The 17,458-nt window shown below is 70.8% G+C and carries 21 protein-coding genes; 9 read left to right on the top strand and 12 right to left on the bottom strand.

What is annotated here, in order from left to right:
• Positions 1-30: 30 nt before the first annotated feature.
• The 4 genes from BLS56_RS01000 to BLS56_RS00985 all read left to right on the top strand — a co-directional run bounded on the left by BLS56_RS01000 (position 31) and on the right by BLS56_RS00985 (position 4,812).
• On the top strand, positions 31-2,622 hold the full coding sequence (locus tag BLS56_RS01000; protein ID WP_175482600.1) for a bifunctional FO biosynthesis protein CofGH: 2,592 nt from the start codon (positions 31-33) through the stop codon (positions 2,620-2,622).
• A gap of 454 nt (positions 2,623-3,076) precedes the next feature.
• Positions 3,077-3,580, top strand: coding sequence for a VOC family protein (locus BLS56_RS00995; RefSeq protein ID WP_091447143.1), 504 nt, complete (start codon positions 3,077-3,079; stop codon positions 3,578-3,580).
• Positions 3,577-4,350, top strand: a complete 774-nt coding sequence (locus BLS56_RS00990) for a pirin family protein (protein ID WP_091447141.1) — start codon at positions 3,577-3,579, stop codon at positions 4,348-4,350. Before BLS56_RS00995 ends, BLS56_RS00990 begins: the two co-directional genes overlap by 4 nt.
• 99 nt (positions 4,351-4,449) lie before the next feature.
• Positions 4,450-4,812: a glycosyltransferase gene (locus BLS56_RS00985; protein WP_091447138.1), complete on the top strand. Its 363-nt coding sequence runs from the start codon at positions 4,450-4,452 to the stop codon at positions 4,810-4,812.
• Positions 4,813-4,817: 5 nt separating this feature from the next.
• Here the strand turns inward: BLS56_RS00985 and BLS56_RS00980 are convergent, their stop codons facing one another.
• The gene (locus tag BLS56_RS00980) at positions 4,818-5,168 is read right to left on the bottom strand and encodes a VOC family protein (protein ID WP_091447136.1); all 351 of its coding nucleotides are present in this window, start codon (positions 5,166-5,168) and stop codon (positions 4,818-4,820) included.
• Positions 5,169-5,797: 629 nt separating this feature from the next.
• Complete coding sequence (locus tag BLS56_RS00970) at positions 5,798-6,661, bottom strand: NAD(P)-dependent oxidoreductase (protein WP_091448670.1); 864 nt, start codon at positions 6,659-6,661, stop codon at positions 5,798-5,800.
• A 59-nt stretch (positions 6,662-6,720) separates the two neighbouring features.
• Here BLS56_RS00970 and BLS56_RS00965 point away from each other — a divergent pair, with 59 nt between their 5' ends.
• The gene (locus BLS56_RS00965; protein WP_091447134.1) at positions 6,721-7,230 is read left to right on the top strand and encodes a MerR family transcriptional regulator; all 510 of its coding nucleotides are present in this window, start codon (positions 6,721-6,723) and stop codon (positions 7,228-7,230) included.
• On the top strand, positions 7,227-7,667 hold the full coding sequence (locus BLS56_RS00960) for a hypothetical protein (RefSeq protein WP_091447131.1): 441 nt from the start codon (positions 7,227-7,229) through the stop codon (positions 7,665-7,667). The genes BLS56_RS00965 and BLS56_RS00960 overlap by 4 nt, the downstream gene beginning before the upstream one ends.
• A 144-nt stretch (positions 7,668-7,811) precedes the next feature.
• On the opposite strand, the gene BLS56_RS00955 is transcribed toward BLS56_RS00960, so the two are convergent.
• The 9 genes from BLS56_RS00955 to BLS56_RS00920 form a co-directional block, all read right to left on the bottom strand.
• A complete protein-coding gene (locus tag BLS56_RS00955; protein WP_091447130.1) occupies positions 7,812-8,585 on the bottom strand; it encodes a hypothetical protein in 774 nt (257 codons plus the stop codon).
• Between the two features lie 235 nt (positions 8,586-8,820).
• A complete protein-coding gene (locus BLS56_RS00950) occupies positions 8,821-9,420 on the bottom strand; it encodes a hypothetical protein (RefSeq protein ID WP_091447127.1) in 600 nt (199 codons plus the stop codon).
• A 348-nt stretch (positions 9,421-9,768) separates the two neighbouring features.
• Positions 9,769-9,933, bottom strand: coding sequence for a hypothetical protein (locus BLS56_RS31140; protein ID WP_175482599.1), 165 nt, complete (start codon positions 9,931-9,933; stop codon positions 9,769-9,771).
• A 221-nt stretch (positions 9,934-10,154) separates the two neighbouring features.
• A complete protein-coding gene (locus BLS56_RS00945; protein ID WP_091447125.1) occupies positions 10,155-10,763 on the bottom strand; it encodes a TetR/AcrR family transcriptional regulator in 609 nt (202 codons plus the stop codon).
• Positions 10,760-11,851, bottom strand: a complete 1,092-nt coding sequence (locus tag BLS56_RS00940) for an acyl-CoA dehydrogenase family protein (RefSeq protein ID WP_091447123.1) — start codon at positions 11,849-11,851, stop codon at positions 10,760-10,762. Before BLS56_RS00940 ends, BLS56_RS00945 begins: the two co-directional genes overlap by 4 nt.
• The gene (locus BLS56_RS00935; RefSeq protein WP_091447120.1) at positions 11,848-13,023 is read right to left on the bottom strand and encodes an acyl-CoA dehydrogenase family protein; all 1,176 of its coding nucleotides are present in this window, start codon (positions 13,021-13,023) and stop codon (positions 11,848-11,850) included. The genes BLS56_RS00940 and BLS56_RS00935 overlap by 4 nt, the downstream gene beginning before the upstream one ends.
• Entirely contained in the window at positions 13,020-13,487 is a 468-nt protein-coding gene (locus tag BLS56_RS00930) for a MaoC family dehydratase (protein ID WP_091447117.1), read from the bottom strand. Before BLS56_RS00930 ends, BLS56_RS00935 begins: the two co-directional genes overlap by 4 nt.
• A 1-nt stretch (position 13,488) precedes the next feature.
• Entirely contained in the window at positions 13,489-14,244 is a 756-nt protein-coding gene (gene fabG, locus BLS56_RS00925) for a 3-oxoacyl-ACP reductase FabG (RefSeq protein ID WP_091447114.1), read from the bottom strand.
• A gap of 98 nt (positions 14,245-14,342) precedes the next feature.
• Positions 14,343-14,846, bottom strand: a complete 504-nt coding sequence (locus BLS56_RS00920; protein ID WP_091447111.1) for an XdhC family protein — start codon at positions 14,844-14,846, stop codon at positions 14,343-14,345.
• Between the two features lie 103 nt (positions 14,847-14,949).
• Here BLS56_RS00920 and BLS56_RS00915 point away from each other — a divergent pair, with 103 nt between their 5' ends.
• Both BLS56_RS00915 and nudC read left to right on the top strand, forming a co-directional pair.
• A complete protein-coding gene (locus tag BLS56_RS00915) occupies positions 14,950-15,396 on the top strand; it encodes an Lrp/AsnC family transcriptional regulator (protein ID WP_228771261.1) in 447 nt (148 codons plus the stop codon).
• A 19-nt stretch (positions 15,397-15,415) separates the two neighbouring features.
• A complete protein-coding gene (gene nudC / locus BLS56_RS00910; RefSeq protein WP_228771260.1) occupies positions 15,416-16,318 on the top strand; it encodes an NAD(+) diphosphatase in 903 nt (300 codons plus the stop codon).
• A 391-nt stretch (positions 16,319-16,709) separates the two neighbouring features.
• On the opposite strand, the gene BLS56_RS00905 is transcribed toward nudC, so the two are convergent.
• Entirely contained in the window at positions 16,710-16,985 is a 276-nt protein-coding gene (locus BLS56_RS00905) for a GlsB/YeaQ/YmgE family stress response membrane protein (protein ID WP_091447106.1), read from the bottom strand.
• Between the two features lie 149 nt (positions 16,986-17,134).
• Here BLS56_RS00905 and BLS56_RS00900 point away from each other — a divergent pair, with 149 nt between their 5' ends.
• On the top strand, positions 17,135-17,455 hold the full coding sequence (locus BLS56_RS00900; protein ID WP_091447103.1) for an L-rhamnose mutarotase: 321 nt from the start codon (positions 17,135-17,137) through the stop codon (positions 17,453-17,455).
• Positions 17,456-17,458 lie beyond the last annotated feature (3 nt).

Here is a 17,458-nt window from a genome sequence, read left to right as displayed (position 1 = left end):
TGGACGAAATCGCTCCCTTGGAGGTTGTCCGTGAGCCGTGCCGAGCAGCCAGTGCCCGCCGAGTCCGCGATCAGGCGCGCCCTGCGCCGGGCCCGCGACGGCGCCGCGCTCGACCAGGTGGAGGCCGAGGTCCTGCTGCACGCGCGGGGCGAGCGGTTGGCCGACCTGTTCGACACCGCGTCCAGGGTCCGCGACGCGGGCTTGGTCGCGGCAGGTCGGCCCGGGGTGATCACCTACTCGCGGAAGGTGTTCATCCCGCTCACCCGGCTGTGCCGTGACCGTTGTCACTACTGCACTTTCGCCACGGTCCCGCACCGGTTGCCCGCGCCGTTCCTGAGCCCGGACGAGGTCCTGGAGATCGCCCGGCAGGGCGCGGCCATGGGGTGCAAGGAGGCGCTGTTCACCCTGGGCGACCGCCCCGAGGACCGGTGGGCGGCCGCCCGGGAGTGGCTGGAGGCCGAGGGCTACCCGGACACGCTGTCCTACGTGCGCGCGATGGCCATCCGGGTGCTGGAGGAGACCGGCCTGCTGCCGCACCTCAACCCGGGTGTGCTGGGGTGGACGGACTTCCAGCGGCTCAAGCCGGTCGCGCCGTCGATGGGCATGATGCTGGAGACCACCGCGGACCGGCTCTGGTCGGAGCCCGGCGGCCCGCACTACGGCTCGCCGGACAAGGAGCCCGCCGTGCGGCTGCGGGTGCTGGAAGACGCTGGCCGCTCGGCCGTCCCGTTCACCACCGGGGTGCTGATCGGCATCGGCGAGACCCTGGCCGAGCGCGTCGAGTCGCTGTTCGCCATCCGCAAGGTCGCCCGGCAGTACGGCGGCGTGCAGGAGGTCATCATCCAGAACTTCCGCGCGAAGCCGGACACCGCCATGCGGGCCATGCCCGACGCCGAGGCCGAGGAACTGGCCGCGACCGTGGCGGTTGCCCGGGTCGTGCTCGGCCCCAAGACCCGCCTGCAAGCCCCGCCGAACCTCATCGGGTCCGAGTTCGGCCTGCTGATTCGCGCGGGCATCGACGACTGGGGCGGGGTGTCGCCGCTGACCCCGGACCATGTGAACCCGGAGCGCCCCTGGCCGCACATCGACCTGCTGGCCGAGGAGACAGCGCGGGCGGGCTTCCGGCTGGCCGAGCGGCTGACGATCTACCCGGAGTACCTGCTGGCGGGCGAGCCGTGGCTGGACCCGAGGCTGAGCGCGCACGTCGCCGCGCTCGCCGATCCGGCGACCGGGCTCGCCAGGGAGGACGCGGTCCTGGTCGGCAGGCCGTGGCAGGAGCCGGAAGTGGCGCTGGTTGAGGCAGGTCGCACCGACCTGCACACCGCGATCGACGCGGAAGGCCGCACGTCCGACCGCCGCGACGACTTCGACTCGGTATATGGCGATTGGGACGAACTGCGCGCACAGGTGGCCAAGGGCACGGGATCGCTGACCGGCGCGGGCGGGGCGCTGCGACCGGAGTTCGCCACCGCTCTTCGCCACGCCGAGCGCGACCCGGCCAGACTGTCCGACGCGGACGCCCTGGTGCTGCTCTCGGCCGGGGCGGGCGCGGAGATCGAAGCCCTGGCCGCGCTGGCCGACGCGATGCGCCGGGACGCGGTGGGCGACGACGTGACCTACGTGGTCACCCGCAACATCAACTTCACCAACGTGTGCTACACCGGGTGCCGGTTCTGCGCCTTCGCCCAGCGGCGCACCGACGCGGACGCCTACACCCTCTCGCTCGACCAGGTCGGCCAGCGGGCCGAGCAGGCGTGGGAGGTCGGCGCGACCGAGGTGTGCATGCAGGGCGGCATCCACCCGGACCTGCCGGGCACCGCGTACTTCGACATCGCAGCCGAGGTCAAGAAACGCGCCCCCGGGCTGCACGTCCACGCGTTCTCGCCGATGGAGGTCGTCAACGGCGCCAGCCGGACCAATCTGTCCATCAAGGACTGGCTGACCCAGGCGCGGGAGTCCGGTGTGGACTCGCTGCCGGGGACCGCGGCGGAAATCCTGGACGACGACGTCCGCTGGGTCTTGACCAAGGGCAAACTTCCCACGGCCACGTGGATCGAGGTGGTGACCACGGCGCACGCGCTGGGCATCCCCACGACCTCGACCATGATGTACGGGCACGTGGACACCCCCGCGCACTGGGTGGCGCACCTCAAGCTGATCGGCGAGATCCAGGACCGCACCGGCGGCTTCACCGAGTTCGTGCTGCTTCCCTTCGTGCACACCAACGCCCCGCTCTACCTGGCGGGCATCGCCCGCCCCGGCCCGACCCGGCTGGAGAACCGCGCGGTGCACGCGCTGGCCCGGATCCTGCTGCACGGCCGCATCCCCAATATCCAGACGAGCTGGGTGAAGCTTGGCGACGACGGCGTCGTGGACGTGCTGCGCGGCGGGGTGAACGACCTCGGCGGCACCCTGATGGAGGAGACCATCAGCCGCATGGCGGGCAGCGACAACGGCAGCTACAAGACCGTCGCCGACCTGGAGGCCCTGGCCACCGCCGCCGGACGCCCGGCCCGGCAGCGGACGACGACCTACGGCGAGGTCCCGCGGGAGCGGCTGGCCACGGCGCGCGAGAACGACGGGGTGTGGAAGCCGAACCTGCTGCCGCTGCTGGGCACCTGACGCCCAGCCGCGCGGGCCGACGCCGCGGACGTGCGCGGCCGGGGCGTCGGCGCTCTCGCCGTCCATGCGGTCTCACTCGGACGGATCAACCCGGACGGGCTGGGGTCACCGGGGCGCCCACCTGCCCTGTCGTCGCGACTCGGCCGCTGATCACTGACGCACCTGGCTCCGCTGGGGGGTGATGCCGTGTAGTTAGCGGCGGCAGTGATCCACCACGGGTAGTCCGTACGCCGTCCGGCGCGGGGTAGATCACCCGGTCTAGTAATTGACAGGACAACTAAATACGCTCTACGGTCGGGTCGTTAATCCGTTAACCACACCGCGGCGGACGGGTGTCGCGGAGGATGGCGACGGGAACCCGCCAGTGGACAGGGCGCACCGCCTTCCGCTGGGCGACGCAAGTGCGGCGGCGAGGGCCTGCCCGCCACAGCGAACGGAAGGGGAGACCCCGGACATGCCATTGTCCGACGACCAGGTCGCCGAGTTGGCCGCCGCGCGTGACCGGCTGCGGGCGAGCGCGCTGCGGGCGAAGGCCGACCGCCCGGTCAGTCCGGCGCGCGGCATCCACCACACCGCCCTGCTGTCCGGCGACGTGCGCCGGACAGTGGAGTTCTACCAGGGGATTCTCGGGTTTCCGCTGACCGAGATGTTCGAGAACCGGGATTACCGGGGCTCCACCCACTTCTTCTTCGACGTGGGCAACGGCAACGCGGTGGCGTTCTTCGACCTGCCGGGGCTTGACCTCGGCCCCTACGCCGAGGTGCTGGGCGGCCTGCACCACCTCGCGATCTCCATGGAAACCGGGCAGTGGCTGGCCGCGCGGGCGCGGCTGGACGCCGCGGGCGTGGACTACCTGGAGGAAAGCGGAACCTCGGTGTACTTCAAGGATCCTGACGGCGCGCGGATCGAGCTGATCGCCGATCCGCTGGGCGAGATGTACGGAGAAGTGGTGGTATGACTCGGCACCTTGTGTCCGAAGTAGACATTCGGCGGTCCGCGGACCGGTTCGCCACCGAAATCGGCTGGCTGGACTCGAAGCACTCGTTCTCGTTCGGTAGACATCGAGACCCGACCAACACGCACTTCGGCCTGCTCCTGGTCAACAACGACGACGTGGTCACCCCCGGCGCGGGCTTCGAGACGCACCCGCACCAGGACATGGAAATCGTCACCTGGGTCCTGCGCGGCGCCCTCGTGCACCAGGACTCCGAGGGGCACAACGGCATCATCTACCCCGGGCTGGCGCAGCGGATGAGCGCGGGCACGGGAATCCTGCACTCGGAGAAGAACGACTCCTGGCGCCTCTCCGGCGGCCCCGAGCACGCCGACCCGGTGCACTTCGTCCAGATGTGGGTCGTCCCGGACGAGGCGGGCAAGGCTCCCGGCTACGAGCAACTGGAGATCGACGCGGAACTGCTCGCGGGCGGCCTGGTCCCGGTGGCATCGGGAATGGACAAGCACATGGGCGAGGCGGCCATCCGCATCGGACAGCGGCACGCCGCGCTGTACGCCGCGCGCCTGGCCCCGCACGGCACGGTCACCCTTCCGGACGCGCCGTTCGTGCACCTGTTCGTGCCCAAGGGAACCGTGTCCCTGGAGGACGGCGGACCACTGGACACCGGGGACGCCGCACGGCTGACCGCGACCGGGGGACAACGGGTCACCGCGGGCGCGGAGGGCGCCGAGATCCTGGTCTGGGAAATGCACGCGGGCGTCCGGATGGGCTGAGGCGCGCGGCCCACGAAGGAGAGCCCCGTCGTCGGTCTGAACTGCTTCCCGGGAGTTGGACTGAGAAATCGGTTTCAGCTCCCGGGGAGCAGTCGTATCTTGGCGGGCGAGGCGGCCACGGAGTTGGCCGCCGAGTTGGATCTGCTTTGGCTGTTTCCCAAGATGGCGGCGGTGCTGCACCACGCTGGCGCGGGCACCACCGGGGCGGGCGTGCCTGCGGTGCCAGTGCCGACGCTGGGCGATCAGCCGTTCTGGCCCCGCAGGCTGGCGGGCCTGGGCGTCAGTCCCGGCCACATGCCGATGAGCGAGCTGTCCGCCGACCGGCTCGCCGACCTGATCGCGCGGGCCGTCACCGACCGCTCTCACCGCGTGCGTGCCCGAGCATTCGCCACGCGCGTCGACGCCGAAGACGGCTCGGGTGCGATCGCCCAAGCCGTGGAACGGGTTTCCGCCGACCGGTAAGCGGCTCAGCGGTGGGCTAAGACGTTGAGCACGTGCCCGTCCGGGTCCCGGACGAAGAAGCGTCGCACGCCCCATGGTTCGTCGGTCAGCGGGTGCACGATCTCCGCGCCCGCCGCCACCGCGGCCGCGTAGGCCGCGTCCACGTCATCGACCTCGACGGAGGCGGCGGGCGTCACCGGGGCGGTCGCGTCGTGTGTCATCAGGCTCACCTGTACCCCAGGCCGGTCGGGGTCGGCGAGGGTCACGATCCACCCCAGATCCATGACCACCCGCAGGCCGAGAACAGCCGTGTAGAACGCCTTTGCCCGGTCCAGCGCCGCGCTCTTCAGATCCGGGACGACTCGCATCACTGCCATGACCGGATCGTCCCACCAGGACACGACAATTCTGGCCCCACTCACCTAGCCAGTTGGGGCGCGTGGCCTGGCCGCCCGGACATGGTGCCCAGTCATCGCCCACACCAGATGATGTGGCGGGTGACGGGCACCGCATCCGCAGTCCCAGCGAACGTGGAGAAACAGGGTGAGCGGACCGTCAGAGCCCTGCCCCGCTGGTTCTCTCGCACCGGGCGGCACCGCACCAGCGTTCGGCACCTGATCGCGGCGATCAGCCCCAAGCGCCTGGTGACATCATCGCTACAACGGCGACGGTGGCCAAGCAGCACGGGGTCGGCCTGGGAATCGTGCGCGAGGCGGTGACGCGACTGGCCGAGCAGGGGCTCGTAGTGGCCGAGCCGCAACTCGGGTTCCGGGTGCCGCTGCTGTCCCTGGCAGACCTGACCAGCGTCCGGGTGGACATTGAGACCCTGGCGCTGCGCCGGTCGATCGCCCATGGCGGCCTCGCGTGGGTGTCGCGGGTGGTCGCCGCGCGGCACATCGTGGAGCGGGTCCGGAAAACACGCGTTGACGGGCGTGGCCGCCACCTGACCGTCGCGTGTTCCCGTCGGGACAGTGGTGGCTTCGCCCGACGGGGCTGCGATGAGGGGCTACCGTGCGATGACCTCCGCCAAACGGGAGAACCCCTCGTCGCCGTGGTCGGGAATCGCGGAGCGGGCGATGTCCAAAGCAGCGGCCAATACCGAGGTGTCCAGCCCGTGGCGGCGGCTCGCGCGCAGGATGTGGGCCATGCCCGCGGCGGCTGAGCGGAGCGAGGACTGCTCGCCAGGGTGCTCGCCGTCGTCCACCTCGCCCGCGAGCTGCCCGGTGAACACGGGCAGCAGGGACATGACGTCTTGGGCGTGCGGGGCGAGGTCCCTGGCCTTGACCCCCTCCGCGCGCGCCAGGGCGAAGGCGTGGACCAGCCCGGACATCGAGGTCCAGAACACGTCCAGCAGCGCCATGTCGTACGCGGCCGCGCGGCCGGGGTCGGCGCCGAGGTAGGTGGCGGTTCCGCCGATGCTCGCGAGCGCGTCGCGGTGCCGGTCGAAGGTGTCCTCTGGGCCGCTGTAGAGGACCCGCGCCGACGGCTCGCCGATCGTGATCGTCGGCGTCATGATCGAGCCGTCGAGGTAGTCGAAGCCGCTGGCCCAGGCTGCCAGGTCCCGAACCTGCTCGGGCTCGTCGGAGGTCAGGTTCACCAGGGTGCGGCCGCGCAGCGCGTCGACGGCTGGTTCGATGATCGCGCGCACGGCGGCGTAGTCGATGACGCACACGATCACCAGTGGGCTCGCCGCGATCGCAGCGGCGGCGCTGTCCGCGAGCCGGGCTCCGCGCGCCACCACGGCTTCCGCTTTTCCAGGGCTGCGGTTCCACACGGTGGTCGGGTGGCCCGCGGCGAGGAAGGCGCCTGCGAGCGCCTGCCCCATCGGGCCGAGGCCGAGCACCGTGACGGGAGTGGGTTGAGCTGTCATGGTGACCACGCTAAACCTTGACACCGGTGTCAAGGTCAAGCCGCGATAGCGTGGGACACATGCGAATCGGGGAGTTGGCCCGGCGGGCCGGAGTCAGCGAGCGCGCGCTGCGCTACTACGAGCGGCAGGGCCTCGTGCGGCCCGCCCGCTTACCCAGCGGCTACCGTGAGTACGTCGACGCGGACGTCACGACCGTCCGCCACATCCGCACCCTGCTCGCCGCGGGACTGTCCACCACGATGATCGCCGAGGTCCTGCCCTGCATGGTCGACCTCGGCGACGGCTTGGCTCCGGGATGCCCGGAGCTGCTGCCCCACTTCGAGGGCGAGCGCGACCGGATCAGCGCGGCGATCCGCGAACTGGAGACCGCGCGCTCGCTGCTGGAGAAGGTCATCGCCGCCACGCCGCCCGCGGCCGACGACCCCGCCCTGTCCGCCCCGCGGTGGTCGCAGGGCGGACAAGGGGAGACCCGTTACCGGCCCCGGCCGCAGTGGCGTGGCATCCGCCAAGGCCTTCGTCAGCCACCCGTGAGCGGAACGGCGGCCGGACAGGCTAGTTTGCCCAGGTGAGTCTCCTCGATGAAGTGGCCGAGCGCGATGGTTGGCGATGCTGGGTGTGCGACGAGCCGGTCGACGCCGACATGTCGGTGAACGACCCGCGTGGCCCCAGCGTCGACAGTCGGACCGCCGACCGGAAGGCCAAGGTCGCCGAGCGGCTCGCGCACCGCGGGTGCAACACCCGCAAGGGCGCGGTCAAGGTGGCCATCGACTGGCCGGCCCGGCTGTACGTGGTCGAGCCAGCGCCGCTGATCACCGTCGCTGGGCGGCTGGAGCGCAAGGGGGGCCGCGAGATGGTGGCCCGCTGTCCCACCGAACAGGACGCGCGTGCGGCGGCGGATTGGCTGGTGGACCGGTTCTCCCGGCTCGTGCCTGGGCTGCCGGTGAGCGCGAACGTCGAGGCGGGTGGCGGCCAGTTCCTCGTCATCCTGGCTGCCAACCGCCGCTGAACCGGGCACACCCACGCCGAGCCGAACCATCGGCCCGACTTCTCGACATCGACAGCTGTGGCCCGTCAGCACACCAGGAAGTCGGTGGTTGGGCATGTGGCGGATGTCGTCGCCGCGCACGAGGTCCGGGCTTGGCGCACTGGGCTAGCACTTCTCGGTGGTGAGTGACGCGGACATGTCGCGCTTCGGCCACGGTCCGGCCGGTCCAGTGGTGTTCTTGTGGACTCCGAGTTCGCCCCAGAGCCCGCGGTAGCCGTACCAGGGCTGGTCTTTGACGTTGAGCAAGCTGGTCGCCGCGTCCCAGGCGAAGCCCTTCCCAGTGTGGTCCGATGTTGGGCACAGGGTGGGATATTCGTCTATGAAAGGATAGGACGCGTGGGAGCCTTTCGCGCTGAAAACCTCAGCGTGGGTGCCGGATTTCGCCATGTCGTTCCACGGCTTGGAGCAGGCCGGGCCGCCGTGTTTCGCGAAGGCGACCCCGACCGGCCGGTCGCCGTCGATCTGGACCGCGACGCGTTCCCAGTCACCTTCGTGGCGCAAGTTCGGTGAGGCACCAATGTGAAAGTCGTTGTAGGGGTAGAAGAACCAGTACAGGTACGCGCTGAGCCGGCCGTCCTTCTGCGGTCGGAAGCGTCGCCAGGGAAGTTCTTCTCCTCGGGATGCAGCCACCGTGGGCGCGAAGCGCAGCGCCATTTCCTGGGTGCCAGGCGGGCTTGCCGGTGGGGTGCCGAGCTGCGGGGGAGTCCACAAACCACGGACGTGGGCGCTGAGCTCGGCCCGCTTCTCGCCTTCCACCAAGGTGAGTGGCTTGTCTTCCTCGCCCCGGCTGGGTCCGAGGCTGCTCCCGGCGCCGATGTCGAGCACGGTGTCGAAGTCGCGTTCGTCGGTCCGCGCCCATTCGGCCCGTCGTGACGCCATTGGGTGTGCGCGGACTTCTCACCGCACCGCGGTCCGCTCAGTCCGCCGTAAGCGCACGACCAGGTCCACGCGGCCGTTCGCAGGGTTCCGTCCGCTGCCCACCAGAGGTGGTCACGGCCGCTGTTCCAGGCGTCTTCTGCGACATCCGGTGTCGTCTGCCGCAACTCCTGGTCGCTGGTCCGCACCTGCTCGGCGGGACTGGCGGGGTCGAGCCAGAACACGTCGGCCACCGCGGTCATCGCGCCGGATGAGCCGGTGGTGGCGTAGGCGAACAGCGGCCCGCCCACCAGCCGCGCGGGGTGAACGCGGTGTCCGCCACCTGGCCGACCTTGCCCGCGTTCGTCTTCGCGCCGGTGGCCGGTTCGATGATGATCAGTTCGCTCTCGTCGCGGGCGCCGGTCTCAGTGATCTGGAACGTCACCAGCCGGTCACCGGCGCCTGCGATGGACGAGGCGCCCTTGTGCAGGGTCAGCGGGCCATGGGCCTTGAGGGTGGCGAGGTCGAACACCTTCAGCTCGGTCGCGCCGTATTCCGCCGCCGCGTACACCTTCCTGGCCGCGACCGCGACGTCATAGCAGGTGCAGGCGGCTTTGGCGATCGCACCGGTCCTGGCGTCGATCGAGACCACCTGCTCGCCCGCGATGGCCGCGAACCGCGAACCGTCCGGGGCCCATTCCGCTCGCTGGCCCGCGTCCGCGGCGAGTTCGGCGACCTGGGCGTCCGCGCGCATCAGCCGGAGCCTGTCCTTCTCCCCGATCGACAGCGGCATGGCGAACGCCGACACTACGTCGAAGGTCTCCTGGCCCGCCACGGCGTCGAGCAGGGTCCTGGCCATGGCCTCCACCGCGGGCCTGCTCGCGCCGACGTGCCTGGGCGTGAACGCGCGGCTCCTGGTCGGGGACCACCGTGTCCGAGTGGATCTGCGTGCCCTCGCCGAGGATCACGCCGTCGCCGGGGCGCGCGCACGGTGCGCTGCCCGATGCGGACCGGGTGCGCCCGCCACCCGACGACGATGCCGTTCTCCAACACCGCCGAGTGGTTCCGATCTCCACCACGCCATCGTGCGAGCGGACGACCAGCCCCTGGGCCAGGTGCGTGCCCGCGCCGGCGCGCATGTCGCCGAGCAGGACAGTGGACCCGGCCACCGTCGCGGCGGGCTGGTCCGGCGTCGCCCGGTTGAGGCTCACGTCGGTTCCTCGGCGGCCTCCGGCTCCGGACGGGGGCGGAGGAAGACCACGCCGGACTCGAGATCCAGCGGGCCGGGGTCCTGCTCCTGGCCGGTACCGGAGTCCTCGTCGCTGACCTTGCGAAGCTTCGGACCGGGCACCAGTTCACCGAACGTCGCCATGCCACCCACTGTAGGCCGGTCGGTCACCGCGCTCACCGGATTCGCCGAGAACGGCGCGCTCGGCCGCCGACCCTCGGCAGCTGATCGTCAAGGGGGACACCGACCACCACGACGGGGTGCTCAACGCAGGTAGTCGTACTCGATGCCGTCCACCGCGCATCGTGATCAGCGATGCGTGCTGGGCTCGGCAGAGGCTGACGTGGGAGTGCGCTAGTCCACGGTCAGCTCGCCCCGAGCATCGTCAAAGCCAGTTCCGCGTAACGCTTACCCAACTCCGCGGGTGCGGGCCGGAAGTCCGGCGTGTACCACCGCGCGACATCGATGGCCAGCGACAGGATGGCCCTGGCCGCGATCCGGACGTCGGCCACCCGGAACACCCCGGCGCGCACACCCTCGTCGATGAGGGCACGCACCACCGCCTCGGTCTTGCGCCGCAGGGAGGCCACCACGGCGTAATCGGCCGCTGACAGCGCCGACAGCTCGTACTGCACGATCCGGGCGATTCGGTGTTTGGTGGCGTGCCAGCTCACGAACTCCGCGACCAGCGCGCCCATCCGCTCGGTCGGACTCCCCGGCCCGGCGAACGCCGCCTCCACCATCGCCAGCGCCCGCTCATGGCCGCTGCGGCTGATCGCGAACAACACCGCCGCCTTCGACGGGAAGTGCACATACAGCGCCGCGGGGCTCATCCCCGCCGCCGTCGCGATGTCCCGGGTGGTCGTGGCGTGGTACCCGCGGGCGGCGAAGGCGTCGACCGCGGCGGCCATCAGCCGCCGGGCCGCGTCGGGTCTGATGTCCGGCCAGAGGTCGCCGGGCAGGGGTTCGGTCATCCGGGCAGGTCTACCAGTGGCGCGAGAACGGCCCGGTGCCGCCCCGGGGTGCCGAGGGCGATCTCGTCGGCCTTGGCGCGCTTGAGGTACAGGTGCGCCGGGTGCTCCCAGGTCATGCCGATGCCGCCGTGCAGCTGGACGCACTCCTCGGCGGCGTGCACCGCGACCGCCGCGCACAGCGACTGCGCCACCGACACCGCGATCGGCGCGTCCTGGTCGCCTGCCGCCAGCCGGTCGGCGGCGTACCGGGCCGCGGCACGGGCCAGCACCAACTCCTGCCACAGGTCGGCCAGCCGGTGCTTGAGCGCCTGAAAGGACCCCACCGGCCTGCCGAACTGGTAGCGCTCCTTGAGGTAGGCGACCGTGGTGTCCAGGCACCACTGCGCGACCCCGACCTGCTCGGAGGCGAGCACGCCCGCACCGGTGAGCAACGCCGCATCGACAGCCGCCGCCGCGGAGCCGGACACCCGGACCGACGCGGCCCCGGAGAACTCGACGTCGGCGACCGGGCGGGTCAGGTCCAGCGACACCACCGGCGTCACCCGCGCCGCGCCCGCCTCGACCAGGTGCAACCCGTCGTCGGCGGGCACCACCAGCAGATCGGCCACGGCCGCGTCGGCGACGGAGCGGACCGTCCCGACCAGCCCACCGCCCTCGGCCCGCACCGACGGCAGCGGCGATCCCGGCCACGCCGACAGCGGAACCACCAACGCGGCCGTCGCGTCGCCCGCGGCCAACTTCGCCAACGCCGACCGCGCGTGCTCGTCGTCGGACACCCGCAGCAGCGCGGCCGTCGCCAGCACAGCGCTGCCCAGGAACGGCACGGGCGCCACCGACCGGCCGAGTTCCTCGGCGACCACGGCCGTCTCGCGGTAGCCCGCGCCCTGCCCGCCCAGGCTTTCCGGGACGTGCAGCGACGTCACCCCGAGGTCGGCGGCCAGGGTGCGCCACAGCCCGAGGTCGTGCGGTTCGGCGCTTTCCACGCGGCCGAGCACCGCGGCCCCGTCCGCCCGGTCGGCGAGCAGGTCGCGCACGCTGGCCCGCAGGTCGTCCTCGACGTCGGTGTAGAGCAGGTTCGGCTCGCTCATTTGGGCAGGTCCTTCCACGGCACGTCCTTGTCGACCCTGGGTTCCGAGGGGAGGCCGAGAATCCGCTCGGCGATGATGTTGCGCAGGATCTCCGATGTGCCGCCCTCGATGGAGTTGCCCTTCGCCCGCAGGTAGCGGTAGCCCGCCTCACGACCGGTGAAGTCGACCAGCTCCGGGCGCCGCAATGTCCAGTCGTCGTAGCGCAGGCCGTCCTCGGCGAGCAACTCGACCTCGAAGCCGGACAGCGTCTGCGCCAGCCGGGCGAACGCCAGCTTCATCGCGGAACCCTCCGGCCCCGGCGACCCCGCGGCGAGCTGTTGGCGCAACCGTGTCCCGGCCAACCGCAGAGCCTCGGACTCGACCCACAGCTTCACCAGCCGGTCGTGCGCCTCCGGGGTGCGCCGCTCCGGGTTGGCCCGCCAGGCGTCGGCCACGACGCCGATCATGCCGCCCTCGCGCGGCACCGGCCGCCCGCCGATGGCGACCCGCTCGTTCATCAAGGTGGTCTGCGCGACCCGCCAGCCGTCGCCGACCGCGCCGAGCCGGTGCGCGTCCGGAATGCGGACCTCGGTCAGGAAGACCTCGTTGAACTCGGCCTCTCCGGTGATCTGCCGCAGCGGCCGCACCTCGACGCCGGGATCGGTCATGTCGCACACGAAGTACGTCATGCCCGCGTGCTTGGGCACGTCCGGATCCGTGCGGGCGACCAGGATCGCCCACCGCGCGGTGTGCGCGGTGGAGGTCCAGACCTTCTGCCCGGTCACCACCCAGTCGTCGCCGTCGCGGCGGGCGCGGGTGCCCAGCGCCGCCAGGTCCGAGCCCGCGCCCGGCTCGCTGAACAGCTGGCACCACACCTCCTCCCCGGTCCACAGAGGACGCAGGAAGCGCCGCTTCTGCTCGTCGGCGCCGAAGGCGAGGATGGTCGGCGCGGCCATGCCCAGCCCGATGCCGATCCGGCGGGGGTTGTTGTCCGGCGCGCCCGCCTTGGCGAGTTCCTCATCGACGATCCGCTGGTCGCCCCGGGCCGCGCCGAGACCGCCGAGCCCGACCGGGAAGTGCACCCAGGCCAGACCCGCGTCGAAGCGGGCGCGCAGGAACTCCAGCCGGTCCGTCGTGGCCGGATCGTGCGCGGCGAGCAGCGCCGCCACCCGCTCGCGCAACTCCTCGCTCATGACTCGGCCCGTCCCGGGACGAGCAGCACCACGGCTTCCGCGACACAGCCGGGCTTGGCAGCGCCCTCGATCTCGATGGTGTGCTTGAAGACCACCTGGAAGCCCTGGGCGACCTCGGTGACCTCCAGCAGCTCCGCGCCGAGTCGGATCCGCGCGCCGACCGGAACGGGGTTGGGAAAACGCACCTTGTTGAGCCCGTAGTTGACGCCCATGATGAAGCCGTCGAAGCGGTAGACACCACTGCCCAGCATCGGCAGCAGCGACAGGGTCAGGTAGCCGTGTGCGACCGTGCCGCCGAACGGGCCCTTCGCGGCGCGCTCGGCATCGACGTGGATCCACTGGTGGTCGCCGGTGGCGTCGGCGAACCGCTGGACCCGTTCCTGGGTGACCTCCAGCCAGTCGCCGTAGCCCAGGTGCTTGCCCTTGGCCTCGGTGAGGGACTCCGGTCCGGTGAAGATGTGCATGTCAGTCCTTCGGTCCGCCCGCGACGTAGATGACCTGGCCCGAGACGAACCCGGCCTCTTCGCTGACCAGGAACGACGCCGTCGCCGCGATGTCCTCGGGCTGCCCGACCCGGCCCACGGGGATCATCGACGCCGCTCCGGCCTTGAAGTCCTCGTACGGCACGCCGACCCGCGCCGCGGTGGCCGCGGTCATCTCGGTCTCGATGAACCCGGGCGCGATCGCGTTGGCGGTGACGTTGAACTTGCCGAGTTCGATGGCCAGCGTCTTGGTGAAGCCCTGCAGACCCGCCTTGGCCGTGGCGTAGTTGGCCTGGCCGCGGTTGCCCAGCGCGGAGGTGCTGGACAGGTTCACGATCCGGCCGTACTTCTGCTCGGTCTGGTGCCGCTGCACCGCCCGGGTCATCAGGAACGAGCCGCGCAGGTGGACGTTGATCACCGCGTCCCAGTCGTCGTCGGTCATCTTGAAGACGAGGTTGTCGCGCAGGATGCCCGCGTTGTTGACCAGCACGGTCGGCGGGCCCAGCTTCTCGGCGACCTCGGCCACGGCGGCCTCGACCTGCTCGGTGTCGCTCACGTCCGCGCCGACCGCCAGGGCTGTGCCGCCATCGGACTCGATGGCCTTGACGGTGTCGGCGCAACTCGCCGCGTCCAAGTCGACCACGGCGACGGAAAAGCCGTCGCGGGCGAGACGCTTGGCCACGGCGGCGCCGATGCCGCGGGCTGCGCCGGTGACGATGGCGGTGCGGGGTTGGGACACGGGTTCCTCCGAGATCGACCGGTGGGACGGGAGCTAAGCAAGCGCTTAGGAAGTTACTCGCGGTTTGTGTGGCTGTCCACAGCGGGATTGGGCTCCGATCAGAACTCGAAGCCTCCCGGTTTGCCGTTGCGGTCGGCGATGAGGCCCGCGAGCGTCGCGATCGCGATCTCGGGAGGCGTGCGGGAGCCGATGTTGAGGCCGATCGGCCGGTGCACCCGGGCGATGTCGGACTCGGGCACGCCCAGCGCGCGCAGGGCCGGGACGTGGGGCGGGGGATGCCTCGGATTGCCCATGACGCCGATCCACCGGGCGTTCGACCGCAGTGCCGACTGGACGAGGGCGCCGAGTTCGGGGCGGTGATGGTCGGTGACCACGAGATCCGCGTGCTCGCCGAGGTCCGCGGGGACCCCGGTCAGGACTGTCACATCGGTCGCGGCGACCCGCGCTCGCTGGGGTTCCACGAGAAGCGTCTTGTAGCCGAGGTCGGCGCCATAGCGCAGCAGGTACTCGCCGACGGCTGTGGCGAAGACGACGACCAGCGTCTTCACGGCGGTGCCGGAAGTGGGAGCGCCATGGGCCATGGTGCGGGAATCGGTGCTCATGAGGGCAGTGTCGTCCAACTCGGCCGCCAGTGCATCACCTGATGTGGTTAAAGCTTTGAACTATTTTCCTTGATACGGTTCGGTGAAGACGGAGGTGGACCTGATGGACATCGTCGATCGGCTGTTGCTGGCCAGGCTGCAAGTGGACGCGACGACCCCGTACGCGACGCTCGGAGAGGAAGTCGGACTGTCCGGCGCGGCGGCGCACGAGCGGGTGCGCAAACTGCGTGAACGCGGGGTGATCCGACGAACCACGGTGGATGTGGACCCAGGCGCCGTCGGCAAGGCGGTGCTGGCTTTCGTGATGATCGAGGCCAACACCTGGATGGGCGGGCCGGAGACGAACGCGGCATTGCGCGCGCTGCCCTGGGTGGAGGAGGCGCACATCGTCGCGGGCGGCGCCTCGGTGCTGGTCAAGGTCCGTGCCGCGGGCACGGCGGAGTTGCAAGACGCCTTGCGGGAGATCTTCGACTTAGACGGGGTCACCGGGACTCAGACGATCGTCGTGCTGGAGACCTTCTTCGAGCGCCCGGTGGCCGTTGATGCGTGAGCGATTGCCGTACACCGGCATGACTTTGGACCGTGCGGGCGGTTGTCGGGCGGACGCGGCGTTCTTGGCCAGGATGCGCGAACATCCCGCGGCACGCGCGATCGTGCTGTGGCGCGACCGCTGCCTGGTCCGGGGTGGTGCGCCGGTGGCGGTGGGCGTGTCGGACGACGCGGTCTTCCTGGGTGTGGGGGAGGAGCGTGACCGTGCGGACGCCGAACACGACGCCGCCCGTGGTCGCCCACAGTCGACGCAGGGCGGGGCTGTTGCCGGTTCGGGGCCGTTGTTCGCGGTCGACCTGTCCGAACTGGACGATGCAGGCGCGTTGGCCGTCGCGGACGCGGACGACGTGGTGGACGTGCGGGCGCTGTTCCCGAAACTCAGCGCCGAGGCGTCGGCGCGGTTGGCGTACGCGCGCGGATTGTTGCACTGGCGGCGGAACCAGCGCTTCTGCGGTGCGTGCGGATCGGCGGCGCGGGAGAGCCACGGCGGGCACGTCCGACTGTGCGTCGGGTGCGGCAAGGCGCTGTTCCCGCGGATCGAGCCCGCGGTGATCGTGCTGGTGGAGTCCGGAGAGCGGTGCCTGCTCGGTCGTCATCGCGGGGCGGCCGGGTTCTCGACCTTGGCGGGCTTTGTGGAAATCGGTGAGAGCGCGGAGGACGCGGTCCGGCGGGAGGTGGTCGAGGAAACGGGGGTGGTGATCGGGGACGTGGAGTACCTGGGCTCGCAGGCGTGGCCGTTCCCGGCGGGGCTCATGCTCGGGTTCCGGGCGGTGGCCTTGACGGAAGAGATCGAGGTGGACCGGGAGGAACTGGTGACGGCACGGTGGTTCACGCGGTCCGAGGTCGCCGAACTCGACCGTGGCCGCGGTGACTCGATCGAGGCGTTCCTGGTCGACACCTGGATGGCGAATGGACGACGGTGAACACGTCCCGTGTCCCTGCCTTCGATGAACCTGTTCGCTCCGGCATGGGTTGGGAACTTGGTCTTCTTGCCGCCGCGGCGGGCTACTCGTGTCTCTGAATTGGTCACGGTTCGGGTAACCGAAAGTCGGAGCAGGTTCCGGGTTGGGCAGACGCGGCCGAGGTGCAACGGACGCGGGCCGAGCTGGGTGGTGGGGGCGAGGACCGGGGTCTGGATGTGAGGTTTGGTGCGTGAGGGCTGGGCTGGCTGGGGGTTGGCGGGAGGGCGGGAAGGGGGTGGGCTGCGGCGAGTTGCCTGTCTCGGTTGGGGAATCAGGCCGGGCAGGCGAACGCCCCCTGGCCGAGGACGGCCAAGGGGCGTTCGCCTGCTAGAGACTCAGCTCTTAGGGAGACTTAGTGATGGACGTGCCTGCGACCGTAGAAGCCCGCGGTGATGGCGACGCCGATCGCGGCTAGGCCGACCTGGAAGACAATCTCGATCCAGTCGACACCCTTGGTGGTGCCCACGCCGACGGCGTTGGCCAGGGCGGTGCCCAGGAACGCGGCGACGATACCGACGACGATCGTCAGCCAGATGGGCAGCGACTGCTTGCCGGGGACCACCAGACGTCCCAGGGCGCCGACGATCAGACCGATGATCAACGCTGTGAAGATGCCGGTGACGGTCATGCCTTCTCCTTGATTCGGTTGGGTTCGACCATGGAGTACCCCGGGTGGGCGTCACTCAAGCGGGCTGATCGGAAATGAGCCGGTCACCAGCACGGATGCGATCACTAGTGCGCAGACCACCCGCGCCCGGCCGCCTTACGCTGCCGCGTATGGCGCAACGGGTGTGTTTCACACTCCAGGTCGATCCCGGCCGGGTCGAGGAGTACCGCGAGCGCCACCGGGAGGTGTGGCCGGAGATGCGCGCCGCCTTGGCCGCGGCCGGGTGGCGCAACTACTCCCTGTTCCTCCGGGCGGACGGGACGCTGATCGGCTATCTCGAGTGCGACGACTTCGACGCCGCTCGCGCCGCGATGGCGCGCACGGAGGTCAACGCGCGGTGGCAGGCTGAGATGGCGGGGTTCTTCCGCGCGCTCGACGGCGCCCCCGACGAGGGCATGGTGCCGCTGCCCGAGGTGTTCCACCTGCCCTGACTG

The sequence above is a fragment of the Actinokineospora iranica genome (assembly GCF_900101685.1).
Lineage (GTDB): Bacteria > Actinomycetota > Actinomycetes > Mycobacteriales > Pseudonocardiaceae > Actinokineospora > Actinokineospora iranica.
Note: the sequence above shows the minus strand (reverse complement) of the source record. Positions and strands in the feature narration are given on the sequence as shown.

Coding starts and splice junctions, on each gene's coding strand:
- BLS56_RS00930 (WP_091447117.1), bottom strand. CDS start 13,487: ATGCACATCTTCACCGGACCGGAGTCCCTCACCGAGGCCAAGGGCAAG.
- BLS56_RS00965 (WP_091447134.1), top strand. CDS start 6,721: ATGCGAATCGGGGAGTTGGCCCGGCGGGCCGGAGTCAGCGAGCGCGCG.
- nudC (WP_228771260.1), top strand. CDS start 15,416: ATGACTTTGGACCGTGCGGGCGGTTGTCGGGCGGACGCGGCGTTCTTG.
- BLS56_RS00915 (WP_228771261.1), top strand. CDS start 14,950: ATGGACATCGTCGATCGGCTGTTGCTGGCCAGGCTGCAAGTGGACGCG.
- BLS56_RS00980 (WP_091447136.1), bottom strand. CDS start 5,168: ATGGCAGTGATGCGAGTCGTCCCGGATCTGAAGAGCGCGGCGCTGGAC.
- BLS56_RS00935 (WP_091447120.1), bottom strand. CDS start 13,023: ATGAGCGAGGAGTTGCGCGAGCGGGTGGCGGCGCTGCTCGCCGCGCAC.
- BLS56_RS00995 (WP_091447143.1), top strand. CDS start 3,077: ATGCCATTGTCCGACGACCAGGTCGCCGAGTTGGCCGCCGCGCGTGAC.
- BLS56_RS00990 (WP_091447141.1), top strand. CDS start 3,577: ATGACTCGGCACCTTGTGTCCGAAGTAGACATTCGGCGGTCCGCGGAC.
- BLS56_RS00955 (WP_091447130.1), bottom strand. CDS start 8,585: ATGGCGTCACGACGGGCCGAATGGGCGCGGACCGACGAACGCGACTTC.
- BLS56_RS00950 (WP_091447127.1), bottom strand. CDS start 9,420: ATGGCCAGGACCCTGCTCGACGCCGTGGCGGGCCAGGAGACCTTCGAC.
- BLS56_RS00940 (WP_091447123.1), bottom strand. CDS start 11,851: ATGAGCGAGCCGAACCTGCTCTACACCGACGTCGAGGACGACCTGCGG.
- BLS56_RS00945 (WP_091447125.1), bottom strand. CDS start 10,763: ATGACCGAACCCCTGCCCGGCGACCTCTGGCCGGACATCAGACCCGAC.
- BLS56_RS00970 (WP_091448670.1), bottom strand. CDS start 6,661: ATGACAGCTCAACCCACTCCCGTCACGGTGCTCGGCCTCGGCCCGATG.
- BLS56_RS00905 (WP_091447106.1), bottom strand. CDS start 16,985: ATGACCGTCACCGGCATCTTCACAGCGTTGATCATCGGTCTGATCGTC.
- BLS56_RS31140 (WP_175482599.1), bottom strand. CDS start 9,933: ATGGCGACGTTCGGTGAACTGGTGCCCGGTCCGAAGCTTCGCAAGGTC.
- BLS56_RS00920 (WP_091447111.1), bottom strand. CDS start 14,846: ATGAGCACCGATTCCCGCACCATGGCCCATGGCGCTCCCACTTCCGGC.
- BLS56_RS00900 (WP_091447103.1), top strand. CDS start 17,135: ATGGCGCAACGGGTGTGTTTCACACTCCAGGTCGATCCCGGCCGGGTC.